The sequence below is a fragment of the Pseudomonas sp. AIG genome (genome assembly GCF_977020205.1).
This window is the reverse complement of the sequence record NZ_CDROCK010000006.1, coordinates 40,402-52,670: the sequence shown is the minus strand read 5'-3', so window position 1 is coordinate 52,670 and position 12,269 is coordinate 40,402. Positions and strand designations below refer to the sequence as shown.

The 12,269-nt window shown below is 61.5% G+C and carries 7 protein-coding genes; 2 read left to right on the top strand and 5 right to left on the bottom strand.

Annotated elements, in window-relative coordinates; genetic code table 11:
- Positions 1-92: 92 nt before the first annotated feature.
- The 5 genes from ACWR1S_RS05885 to ACWR1S_RS05865 form a co-directional block, all read right to left on the bottom strand.
- Complete coding sequence (locus ACWR1S_RS05885; RefSeq protein WP_454562790.1) at positions 93-1,412, bottom strand: HEAT repeat domain-containing protein; 1,320 nt, start codon at positions 1,410-1,412, stop codon at positions 93-95.
- Between the two features lie 235 nt (positions 1,413-1,647).
- On the bottom strand, positions 1,648-2,577 hold the full coding sequence (locus ACWR1S_RS05880) for an MBL fold metallo-hydrolase (protein ID WP_454562789.1): 930 nt from the start codon (positions 2,575-2,577) through the stop codon (positions 1,648-1,650).
- A gap of 53 nt (positions 2,578-2,630) precedes the next feature.
- Positions 2,631-3,833, bottom strand: a complete 1,203-nt coding sequence (locus tag ACWR1S_RS05875) for an NAD(P)/FAD-dependent oxidoreductase (protein WP_454562788.1) — start codon at positions 3,831-3,833, stop codon at positions 2,631-2,633.
- Positions 3,834-4,064: 231 nt separating this feature from the next.
- Complete coding sequence (locus ACWR1S_RS05870; protein WP_454562787.1) at positions 4,065-4,421, bottom strand: response regulator transcription factor; 357 nt, start codon at positions 4,419-4,421, stop codon at positions 4,065-4,067.
- A 129-nt stretch (positions 4,422-4,550) separates the two neighbouring features.
- A complete protein-coding gene (locus ACWR1S_RS05865; protein ID WP_454562786.1) occupies positions 4,551-5,567 on the bottom strand; it encodes a GlxA family transcriptional regulator in 1,017 nt (338 codons plus the stop codon).
- 200 nt (positions 5,568-5,767) lie between these two features.
- Between ACWR1S_RS05865 and ACWR1S_RS05860 the strand changes: the two genes are divergently transcribed.
- Both ACWR1S_RS05860 and ACWR1S_RS05855 read left to right on the top strand, forming a co-directional pair.
- Complete coding sequence (locus ACWR1S_RS05860) at positions 5,768-6,445, top strand: response regulator transcription factor (protein WP_454562785.1); 678 nt, start codon at positions 5,768-5,770, stop codon at positions 6,443-6,445.
- 71 nt (positions 6,446-6,516) lie between these two features.
- Positions 6,517-11,997, top strand: a complete 5,481-nt coding sequence (locus tag ACWR1S_RS05855) for a trifunctional serine/threonine-protein kinase/ATP-binding protein/sensor histidine kinase (protein ID WP_454562784.1) — start codon at positions 6,517-6,519, stop codon at positions 11,995-11,997.
- Positions 11,998-12,269 lie beyond the last annotated feature (272 nt).

The window sequence follows — 12,269 nt, the reverse complement described above, 5'->3', positions numbered from 1 at the left end:
GCTGTAGGTTCAGCGGTAGAGAGCAGGGAGCGACCGTCGTTCCATGTAAAGGAGGAAAGGTAGCGGTTGTCTTGATCAACAGCCTGGATCATTCAGGAGAGCAAACGTACGCCTGAGCGGATCAGTCCCTTTGCCGTCAACTCCCGAATTTTTTCCCGCAGTGTTTCGCGCTCTGCCTTCGGTGTTACCGGATCGACAACCAGATATTGCCTGTCGCACCACGATTCGATTTGGCCGATCCAGTAGGTTTGTCCGGCGTGCCCTGTATCGAGGCGGCCTAACAAGTAGCCGATTTGTTGCCATCTCGGGAGCAGTCGAAAAATGGCGCTGCGCCGCTCCAGCGGGAGTTCATGCCAGTCTCGATCAAGTCTGGCTGTTAATTCGTTCCTCAACAACGGCCAGGAAACTTTGTCCAGTCGCGCAATCACCACCGAAAAAACTTTATCCGACGGATCGTCGAGTGCCGCGAACAGTTCAGGCAATTGATCGTCGCGAAGCAGGCGCGCGGCGGCTTGTCGCACGGTAACAAAAGCCGAGCGTAATGCGCGGGCGTGCCAGTGCTCTGGCAACGTGCCAGCGAGTTCAGTGGTCAGGCCGATCACGCCCAGCCAGTGTTGTTTTGCCGTGGGTAACGGCTGAATCAAGCGCTCGGCGAGGACCGCGTGCGCATCAACGTCGTTACGCGGTGCCGCCCACAGCGCCAGATTGCGGACGGCAGGTGACACATCCAACAAGGCTTCGTGCAGTACAGGTTTCGGATCGGCGAGTAGCGGCAGCAGCGCATGAAGCACACGCACACGGATTTTGCCGCCGGGCCGTGACATCGCTTCAAGGAGCAACGGCAGACTTTGCGGCGCCGGCAACATTGCAGTCGCCGACACCGCCATCAAACGTACAGTCAACTCGCGATGAGCTAAAGCGCTGCAGAGCAGGGTTTCGGGGTTCTCAGGATTTTCCAGCAACAGCGTAAACAGGTAACGCGCGGCTTTGCCTTGGCGATCCAAGAAATCGGCGTACACCTCGTCCCGGCATTTCGCCGATTGCAGCATTGCGCGAACCGTCGATAAGGTCTGGCTGTGGTCGACTCGGCGTTGCGCTGCCAATGCCATCAAGGGTTCGAGAGCGGACAACCAGGCCTGGGTATGAACAGGGGAGAGGTAGTGTTGCAGGCCCGCCGCCGCCAGGTCGCGCACCTGCGGGACCCAATCGTTCAGGCGTTCGATCAACACCGCCAATGCTTCGGCAGACGCTTGCCTGCACATTTCTCGCACAGCGACTTCACGAACAAAACCGTTGGCGTGATTACTTACGTCTGCCCATGTGCCGGTGCTGCCGACGTGAGCGAGTATTTCCAGCGCCTCGTTGCGTCGGTAGTCCTCATAAGTGGCAGGCTGTCCTTGCTTGCGTGCCAACCGGGTCAGCCAGTCTTGTGTGGTGTTCATCGGGCAGTGCGTCCTTGCGGGGGCAAATTGTTTTGCGCAAAAGCGTCAGCCTACGCGACTGGCGCCCGAGCACAAAATATCTTCGCTGCCATCCGGGCAGTGCGACGAGCCACGGCGCGTCGCCATAATTCAGGATGGATTGTCCATGGCCCAGACACGCCTTCGCCCGACACAGGCCGGGCGAAGGTGCACAACGCAATCGCGATCAATAATCCCAGATCGCCGGAATCCAGCGAAACGCCTCGCCATTCACGGCAACACGGCCCACCGATGGAAACGGCAGGTGCGTGGCGACAAACAGTTCGCCACTGGCCGCAGCTTCCTGCAGCAGCCGCACGCGCACGCGCACCGCTTCATCGGGGTCGTGCTCGAAGCCGTTGTGCCAGTCCGGGTGGTCGAAGGCCACCGGGAACAGGGCGTCGCCGGCGAAGGTCAGGCGTTCGTCGCCGGAGCTCACGTAGACCACGCAGTGGCCCGGGGTGTGGCCGCCGGTGAGTTTGGCGACGACGCCAGGGGCGACTTCGAACGCGTCTTCGAAGATGCGCAGTTTGCTTTGATATTGCTGGATGAACGCGTTGGCGGTGGAGCGCAATACATCCGGCACCGGTGCGGGCATGTCGGTATAAGTGAAGTCCGGCGAGGTCCAGAAGTCGACTTCGGTGGCGGTGACGTGGATGCGCACGTCGTCGCGCAGACGGTTTTTCACCGTGTCGACGAGCAGGCCGCCGATGTGGTCCATGTGCATGTGGGTGATCACGATGTCGGTGACGTCGCCGAGGTCGATACCGGCCGCCGCGAGGCGTTTGGGAAATTGTCCGGCGCGGGGGAAACCGGGGAACTGCCCGCCGAGGCCGGCGTCGACGAGGATCACCTGTTCGCCGCTACGCACCACCAGCACGTTGAGTGCCCAGTCGAATGCGTCGGGGCCCAGATACATCTCCTTGAACCACGCAGCACGGGCTTCGGGATCGGCGTTGGTCGACATGGTCTGGGTCGGCAGCGGCAGGACGCCGTCGCTGATCACCATCACGTCGATGTCACCCAGGCGCAGCGCGTAGCGCGACGGCACCAGTTCTTCGGGCGGGGTTTGCAGGATTGCGCTATTGGCGGTGAATGAATCCAGATGCACGGTCATGGTGTTCTCCTTGTACTCAGGCAAGACATCGGTTCGAGGTTGAAGGGGGGCGATCAAGCCACCGGAATTGCAGGGTCGGCAGCGGCCAGCGCGGCGCTGCGCTCGGCGGCCGGCGGGTAGATCCACACGCTGTTGATTTGCGTCTTCAATTCTTTGGCTTCGGCTTTCACCAGTTTCAGTTGGCGATCCCAGCCCTCGGTGTACACGGCGCCCCAGGCACCCAGGTCAAGGCAGGTAACGTACTTCGGCTGACGGTAAGTGGTTGGCGCCACGCCGAGCAGATCGGCGACGGCGTTGTTGCCAGCGTGACGACCGAGGCTGATGGCGTGCTGGCAAGACATCACCGAGAAGTTACCGACGTCGTCGGTGGCGGCGCGGGCGACATCGCCGGCGGCGAATACGTGATCGAGACCTTGCACTTTGAGGTTGCCATCGACGTGCAGACGACCCTGGACGTCGCGTTCGGCGTTGAGCTGTTCAGTCAATGGACTGGCGCGGAAACCCACGGTCCAGATCACCGTGTTGCTTTCGATGTGGCGGCCATCGGCGAGGGTTACGCCGTTGGCATCCACGCCGGCGACCGAGGCGTCGACGATCCACTCGATGCCCAGTTCTTTCGAGGCTTCGATGATGGACGGGCGAATCCCGTCGCCCATGGTCGCGGCGATGTCTTTGCTGCGATCAACGATGATCACTCGAACGTCTTGACCCTCACCCAGAATGGCGCTTAAACGGGCCGGCATTTCGGTTGCGGTTTCGATCCCGGTGAAGCCTCCGCCGGCGATGACCACCGTGTTGCGGGCCTTGCTGGCCGGCTGACTGGCCAGCGAGATCAGGTGGCGTTCCAGCCGCGCCGAAGATTCGATCTGGTCAACGTCGAAGGCGTGTTCTTTCAGGCCCGGCACTGGCGGACGGGCCAGTTGGCTGCCGCTGGCCAGCACCAGGCGATCGTAAGAAAGCTCACCCGGGCGACCGCTTTCATCGCGATAACCCACGCGACGTGCCTGGCCGTCGATGCTCTCGGCGGTGCCTTTGACGAAACGCACTCCGACCGCGTCGAACAGCGCGTCGAGCGGCGCATACATGCTGTGCACGTCGGGTTCGTAGAAACGCGGACGGATGCGCAGTTCGGCTTGCGGGGCGAGCAGAGTGATCTCCACGTCGTGACGGTCATGCATGTCCAGCAAACGCGCGGCGCTCAACGTGCTCCAGAGTCCGCCGAACCCTGCACCGATCACCAATAATTGCTGTTTCATAAAATGCTCCCTGACGCTGATGGATGGATAAACCGAGTCGTGGTTTCGACTCTGGCGTGACGATCACTGGCCGCCGCAAACTGCTTGCCGTACTGCATGGCGCTTAATCGCCTGCTGTCGAAAACGATGCTATGGCGTGGGGGCTGCGGGCGCAGTTGTCCATCGGTGTGCGTCGATTACGCATGCGTGGAAGGGAGGTATACGAAGGTATCGAACCTACACAGGCTTGGTTCAATTCAGGGCTATGTCGATGTGCTTGAGCAAGTCATCGGCCTGGAAGGGCTTGGGCAGGCAAGCCACCACTTCGGGGACTCGGGTGTTCACGTCATCGGGATGAGCAGTGACGAAAATCACCGGAATGCGCAAGCCTTGCGCGCGCAACGCTTCAAGGAGTTCCAGTCCGCTCATGCCGGGCATCTGGATATCGGAAATCAGGCAGTGCACCTGCGCAAGGTCTGTTGATGCAAGGAAAGCGCGGGCGCCGCAATAGGTCTGCACCCGGTAGCCACTGGCGCGCAGCAAGCTTCTCAGCGCACTGCGAATGGCCTCGTCGTCGTCAACCACTGCAATGACAACCGTGTTGTGCATAAGGCTCCCTGGCCGGATGGCATGCGTGACGACTCCTGTCGTTCTTGCACCATACGCCGTCCGCACCGGCGCAAAACTATACCTAGGTATAGTCGGTCGAGATCCTTTGGCCCTCAGCCGTTCCGGCCATCAGCCTTCACGGCTGAAGCGGCTGCGGTAATCACGCGGTGAAATCGACAGGTGCCGCTGAAAGCAGGCGCGCAGCCGCTCTTCGTCACCAAAGCCGCAGAGACGCGCGACCTTGTCGATGTTGTGCGTTGAGTTTTCCAGCAGACGCTTGGCCGCTTCGAGGCGGAACAATTCGATGGCTTTGGACGGCGTGCGCCCGGTGTTCTGTTTGTAGACCCGGGTGAAATTGCGCAGGCTCATTCTGGCCTGCTCGGCGAGACGCTCCACACTCAGCTTGGGATCGCCGAGGTTGTCCATCAGCCACAGGTGCAGTGAGTCGAACAACGGACTGTCCTGCACTTGCGCCTGCAGCAGTGTGCTGTATTGCGCCTGACCACCGGGGCGTTTGAGGTACACCACCAGTTCGCGGGCGACCTGCAAAGCCACTTCGCGGCCGGCATCAGCTTCGACCAATGCCAACGCCAGGTCGATTCCGGCCGTGACCCCGGCCGATGTCCACACCGTGCCTTGCTGGATGAAGATTGCATCGGCATCCACTTCGATCGCCGGGAAGCGTTCGCGCAACGTTTCGCACATGGCCCAATGCGTCGCGGCGCGACAGCCGTCGAGCAGGCCAGCCTTGGCCAGCAGAAAGGCGCCGCTGCACACCGAGACCACGCGTTGCGCGCTCGGGGCCGCACGACGTAGCCAATCGGTCAATTCTCCGTGTTCATCGAGGGTCTGGCAGATGTCCGGTGCACCGGGGACGACGAGGGTGTCCAGCGTGGCAATGTCCAGATCGCGCAGCGTGCAGGTGTCCACGGCCAGACCTTCGACGGTGTGCACCAAACCGCCGTCAAGGCTGGCGGTGTGCAGTTGATAACCGGGTTGACCGCGTTCGGCCAAGGCTTTGCTCGCCGCCCAGAACACCGTTTGTGCGCCGCTGAGGTCGAGCAGGCTCATGCGCGGGTAGGCAATGAACACCACGTCGCGTGATTGCGCGGCAGAAGTGCGAGGCTGTGGGAAGGCGCTGGACATCAAAATCTGCCTGTTCAATCGGCTGAAGTGGGGCGGCGGCGACATGGCCGATTTTCAGGGTTTTCTGGCCTGTCGGCAACGCGCGCCGACTGCTAGCCTGCTGCGCGACCGTTTGGCTGGCCTCTGGCTGCGTTTGCCATCATGGACTAGATTTATTCACCTGCACATCGTACGCGTTGCGATCTCGCCGAGGAGACAGCATGACCCTGTGGTCGCATTCCAGCCCCAGCCCCAGCGCCAACCCGCCGACGTTGCGCGAGCCAGTGGTTTATGTGGTCGACGACGACGCCTCGATGCGCCAAGCGCTCGACGGTTTGCTGCGCTCCATCGGCCTGCAGGTGCAGACCTTCGAAACCTCACAGAATTTTCTCGCATCGGCCAAACGTGACGTGCCCGGTTGCCTGGTGCTCGATGTGCGCCTGCGCGGTGAAAGCGGTCTGACTTTACAGGAGCAGATGGAAAAGACCGGCGTGCGCATTCCCATTGTGTTCATGACCGGACACGGCGATATCGCCATGACCGTCAAGGCGATGAAGGCCGGCGCGGTGGACTTTCTCGCCAAGCCGTTTCGCGATCAGGACATGCTCGACGCCGTGGCCAGCGCGCTGGCCCGCGACAGTGCGCGGTTGCTTGCCGAGCAGTCTGGCGCGGTTATGCGCCAGGCCTACGAGACATTGACGGTGCGCGAACGTGAGGTGCTCAGTTTTGTCATTGTCGGGCTGATGAACAAACAGATCGCCGCGCAACTCAACCTCAGTGAAGTGACGGTGAAAGTTCATCGCGGCCAGATGATGAAGAAACTTTCGGCACGCTCGGTGGCGGATCTGGTGCGCATCGCCGAAGCCCTGGGCATCGAGCCGGCGCGGCGCAACGCTTGAACGGCGGTCTTCGCTAAAAATCGCGGGTCATCCACCGCGTGGCAGAAAACCCTTTGACGGTGTCGACACAGATGGCCAGCAAAAAACAGATTTTGTGGGACGACGGCGAGCGGGTGTTTACCCGCGAACGCGGCCAAGGGGAGGGCAGCCGCAATGTTCTGGTAATGCGCCCGACCCTCGCTCAGCCGCTGCCTGCGACCCTCGATCGACTGGCGCACGAATACAGCCTCAAGGACGATCTCAACGGTGAATGGGCGCTGCAACCGCAAGCCATTGAACGCGCAGGCGCAACCACGCGTCTGCTGTTCGACGACCCCGGCGGCGAGCCGCTGTCGCGTTTATTGATCGCGCCGCTGGACACCGAAACCGGCCTGCTGCTGGCCATCAACATCGCCGTGGCGCTGGGCCGCCTGCACCAGTGCGGGCTGGTGCACAAAGACCTCAAGCCGCAACACATTCTGGTCAATTGCAGCGACGGCCAGACACGCCTGACCGGCTTCGGCCTCGCCTCACGTCTGCCCCGTGAACGGCAGGCGCCGGAACCACCGGAAACCATCGCCGGCACCCTCGCGTACATGGCGCCGGAACAAACCGGGCGGATGAACCGCTCGATCGATTCGCGCAGTGATCTGTATGCCTTTGGCGTGACCCTTTATCAGATGCTCACCGGCTCACTGCCGTTCAGCGCCAATGATCCGATGGAATGGGTGCATTGCCACATCGCGCGTTTACCGATGCCGGCGTGCGAACGGGTGGCCACCGTGCCGGCGATGCTTTCGCGGGTGGTCATGAAGTTGCTCGCCAAGACCGCCGAAGAGCGCTATCAAACCGCAGCCGGCGTCGAGCATGACCTGCGTCGTTGCCTGAACGATTGGCAGCGCGCCCGGCACATCGAGACATTTACCCTGAACGAACAGGGCGCGATCGATCGCCTGCTGATCCCGGAGAAACTCTACGGGCGCGAGCGCGAAGTGCAAACACTGATCGATGCGTTCGCACACGTGGTGCAGAGCCAATCGCCGAAACTGGTGCTGGTGTCCGGTTACTCAGGCATTGGCAAATCCTCGGTAGTCAGCGAGTTGCATAAAGTGCTGGTGCCGTCGCGGGGGCTGTTCGCCTCCGGCAAGTTCGATCAGTACAAGCGCGATATTCCCTATGCGACGCTGGTTCAAGCCTTTCAAGGGCTGGTGCGCACGCTGCTGGGCAAGCGCCGCGAAGTGCTCGTTGAATGGCGCGCGGCGCTGTTGCAGGCACTGTCGCCGAACGCGCGGCTGATGACCGAATTGATCCCCGAACTGAAACTGATCATCGGCGAGCCGCCAGCGGTGCCGGAGCTTGAACCGCAACAAGCGCAGCAGCGTTTCCTGCGGGTGTTGCAGCGCTTTATCAGCGTGTTTGCCCGACCGGAACACCCGTTGGCGTTGTTTCTTGATGACCTGCAATGGCTGGATGCGGCGACGCTGGATCTGCTCGAAGAGCTGCTGACCCGCGCAGAGGTTGGCCACCTGCTGCTGGTCGGCGCCTACCGAAATAACGAGGTCGATGCCGACCACCCGCTCAGCAGCAAACTCAAAGCCATTCGTAGTGCCGGCGCGCACATCGCCGAGATTCGCCTGACCCCGCTCGCGGGTGTGCACATCGAACAACTGATCGCCGAATCGTTGCGCTGTCCACCCGCGAGCATCGTCACGTTGGCGCGACTGGTGCTGGACAAGACCGGCGGCAATCCGTTTTTCGTCATCCAGTTTCTCCAAGCCCTCGCCGAGGAAGAACTGCTGATTTACGACCATCAGCTCAATCGTTGGCGCTGGGATCTTGAGCTGATCAACGGCAAAGGCTACACCGACAACGTTGTCGATCTGATGGTCGGCAAGCTTGCGCGTTTGCCACTGGAAACCCGGCAGGCCTTGCAACAATTGGCGTGCCTGGGCAACGTCGCGCGGATCGACACCCTGGCCACCGTGCTCGATCTGTCCACGGCTCGCGTGCACGCGGCGCTGTGGCCGGCGGTGCGCCAGGATCTGGTTGGACGTCTGGACGGCGCCTGTGCGTTTGCCCACGACCGTGTGCACGAGGCGGCTTACTCGCTGATCGCCGAAGCCGAACGTGCGCAGACGCATTTGCGCATCGGCCGGCTATTGGCGCTGCAAACGCCGGGCGAGGGGCGCGAAGAGGCGATCTTTGAAATCGTCGGCCAACTCAACCGTGGCACCAGCCTGATCAGCGCCCGGGCCGAGCGTGAACAACTGGCCGAATTCAATCTGCTCGCCGGTCAGCGCGCCAAGGCTTCGACCGCTTACACCTCAGCGCTGACCTACCTGGGCGCGGGTGCAACAGTGCTTGGCGCACAAGGCTTCGACAGCCGCCATGAGTTGGCGTTTGCCCTGGAGCTGAACCGCGCCGAGTGCGAATTTCTCACCGGGCAATTGGCACTGGCGGATGCCCGTTTGCAGGGTCTGGCCGAGCGCGCGGCAACCACCGTAGAGCGTGCGGCCGTGACGTGTTTGCACATGGACGTCTATCTGTTGCTTGATCGCAGCGACCGCGCGGTGGCGGTCTGCCTAGCCTATTTGCGTCAGGTTGGCATCGACTGGACGGCGCATCCGGACGATCAGCAAGTGCGCCAGGAATACCAGCAGATCTGGACGCAACTGGGTGAGCGCAGCATAGAACAATTGATCGACCTGCCGCTGATGGAAGATCCGGCCTCACTGGTGACGCTGGATGCGTTGAGCAAACTGTTGGCCCCGGCGTTGCAGTCCGATGCGAACCTCGCATGCCTGACCATCTGTAAAGCCGTCAGTCTGAGTCTGGAGCACGGCAATTGCGACGCCTCCTGCATGCTCTACGCCAACGTTGTGCGGGTCGCCGGGCGGCGCTTCGGTGACTACACCAGCGGTTACCGCTTCGGCCGTTTGGGCTGCGATCTGGTTGACCGCCGAGGCCTTACGCAATACGAAGCGCGTACCTACCTGTGCTTCTCGATTTTCGTGGTGCGCTGGATGCGCCCGGTGCGCGAGTGCCGTGAATTGTTGCGACGTGCGCTCAGCGCCGGCAACCGCAGCGGCGATTTGCCCTATGCAGCTTATGCCGGCAACAGCTTGATTTCCGACCTGCTGTTTATTGGCGAACCGCTGGCGGAAGTGCAGGTTCAAGCCGAGGCGGGGCTGGCTTATGCGCAGAAAATCCGCTTCGGACTGGTGATCAGCTTCATGAGTTGCCAGCGGGCACTGATCCGCATGTTGCGCGGGCAGACACTGGAATTCAGCAGTTTCAACGATGAACAATTTGATGAGACGCACTTCGAGGCGAACCTCGCCGCGCCTGATCTGGCGCTGGCTCGGGGCAAATATTGGGTGCGCAAATTGCAGGCGCGTTATCTGGCTGCAGATTACGCGGCGGCCGCTGACTGCGCGGCTCAAGCGCAGGAATTAATGTGGGTGATTTCTTCTTTTTTCGAGGAGGCCGAATACCACTTCTACGCAGCGCTGACATTGGCCGCCCACGGCGATGCCAATAGCCATCAACTGCAACGCTTGGCAGAACACCACGATCAACTGCAGACCTGGGCGCAACAGTGTGCCGAAACCTTCGCCAGCCACGTGGCGCTGGTCGGCGCGGAAATCGCGCGGGTTGCGGGGCAACTGATCGAAGCAGAGTTGCTGTATGAACAGGCGATTCAATTGGCGGCGGATAACGGTTTCGTTCACATCGAGGCTTTGGCCAACGAACTGGCGGCGCGTTTCTACGGTGCTCGCGGTCTGGCGAAAATCGCCCGCGTTTACCTGCAAGACGCGCGCTACGGTTACTTGCGCTGGGGCGCCGATGGCAAGGTGCGACAACTGGAACGACGGCACCGTTTTCTGCGCCAGGAAGACGCGCTGCCCAGCCCGACTGCGACCATCATCACTGCCGTCGAGCATCTGGATCTGTCCACGGTGCTCAAGGTCTCCCAAGCCGTGTCTGGCGAAATTGTTCTCGACCGGTTGATCCAAACGATCATGCGCACCGCCATCGAACAGGCCGGCGCCGAGCGGGGTGTGCTGATTCTCACCGAAGGCGAGATTCCGTATATCGCCGCGCGAACGCGCATTGGCGACAGCAGCAATTTACTGTGCAATGAGCCGGTCAACGCGACGGCGCTGGCCGAATCGGTGCTCTACCAGACCTTGCGCACCGGCGAAAATCTGTGTCTGGACGATGCCGGCGCCGATCCGGCATTCGCCACCGATCCCTATATGCAACAGCACGGCGCCCGCTCGATCCTGTGCCTGCCATTGATGAATCAGGGGAGAGTCGCCGGGGCGTTGTACCTGGAGAACAATCTGTCGGCGGGGGTGTTCAGCCCGGCGCGTGTTGCCGTGCTGCGGCTGGTCGCTTCACAAGCGGCCATCTCGCTGGACAACGCGCGGCTGTATCGTGACGTCGCCGAGCGCGAAGCGAAGATTCGCCGGCTGGTCGATGCCAACATCATCGGCATTATCGTCTGGAGCGTTGAAGGGGAAATCATTGAGGCCAACGACGCGTTCCTGCGCATGGTTGGCTACCAGCGCGATGATCTGCTCTCGGGGAACGTGCATTGGCGCGACATGACCCCGCCGGCTCGGCGCGCCGAAAGCGAAGCGGCGCTGGCGACGGCGATCCGCACCGGGCGCACTCAGCCGTTCGAAAAGGAATACATCCGCAAGGACGGCAGTTGCCTGCCGGTGATCGTCGGTCTGGCCGCGTTTGAAGCCAGTCAGCAACAGGGCGTGGCGTTCGTCCTCGACCTCAGCGAACGCAAACAAGCGGAAGAACAAGTGCGCGAAGGCGAGCGCCGTTACCGTCAGGTACAAGCGGAACTGGCCCACGCCAACCGCGTGGCGACCATGGGCCAGTTGGCGGCGTCCATCGCCCACGAAGTCAACCAGCCGATCGCCGCCACCGTGACCAATGCCAACGCCGCGCTGCGCTGGCTCGGCGCACAACCGCCGAACACCGATGAAGTCGAGCATGGCCTCAGGCGCATCATCAGCGATGGCAACCGCGCGGCCGACGTACTCGGCCGAATCCGCGCATTGATCCGCAAGACGCCGCCGCAACGGCAAGCGCTGGACCTCAATGCGGTGGTGGACGAAATGGTCGGGTTTACGCGCGGTGAGGCGACTCGGTATAGGGCTGTGGTGTCCGTGCAACTGGCCAGCGACTTGCCGGCGGTATTGGCGGACCGGGTCGAGTTGCAACAGGTTCTGCTCAATCTGATCGTCAACGGTCTCGAAGCCATGGCGGTGATGGAGGAGGGCGCGCGTCGACTGTCGATCAGCAGCACTTGCGCCGGTGAAAACGTGCGGATCACGGTCAGCGACTCCGGGCCGGGGTTTGCCTGTGAGCGCGCGGAAGAAGTCTTCACCGCGTTCTACACCACCAAAGCCACCGGGCTGGGGATGGGGCTGTCGATCTGTCGCACGATCATTGAGGCGCATGGGGGACGCTTGTGGGCGGAGGCGAATGCGCCTTGTGGGGCGCGGGTTGTGTTTGCGTTGCCGAGTCATGAGGCATTGCAGCAAACATAGGTTGCAATGTGCGCGCGGTGACCAAATGGTTTTAATCGTGAACACGTAGTTCTCGAATGTCGATATCAGACACGATCATGGCGCAATCAGGCTACTGACTCATCGGGCAGGCCGGGTAAGGTGAGGTGTCTTTAAGTCAAGATAACCCCATACAGATCATGGGGTTGATAAGAACTGCGGCGGTTGAGGGGGCTTCTTTCGGGGAGTTTTACAGGCGACGATGATGATCGTTTGCCTGAGTCAACTCGCTTAAATGTCGATCAGCAGAGAAT

Bases quoted from the DNA above. Each gene is read 5' to 3' on its own strand.
- ACWR1S_RS05880 (WP_454562789.1), bottom strand. From the start codon at position 2,577: ATGACCGTGCATCTGGATTCATTCACCGCCAATAGCGCAATCCTGCAA.
- ACWR1S_RS05870 (WP_454562787.1), bottom strand. From the start codon at position 4,421: ATGCACAACACGGTTGTCATTGCAGTGGTTGACGACGACGAGGCCATT.
- ACWR1S_RS05855 (WP_454562784.1), top strand. From the start codon at position 6,517: ATGGCCAGCAAAAAACAGATTTTGTGGGACGACGGCGAGCGGGTGTTT.
- ACWR1S_RS05860 (WP_454562785.1), top strand. From the start codon at position 5,768: ATGACCCTGTGGTCGCATTCCAGCCCCAGCCCCAGCGCCAACCCGCCG.
- ACWR1S_RS05875 (WP_454562788.1), bottom strand. From the start codon at position 3,833: ATGAAACAGCAATTATTGGTGATCGGTGCAGGGTTCGGCGGACTCTGG.
- ACWR1S_RS05865 (WP_454562786.1), bottom strand. From the start codon at position 5,567: ATGTCCAGCGCCTTCCCACAGCCTCGCACTTCTGCCGCGCAATCACGC.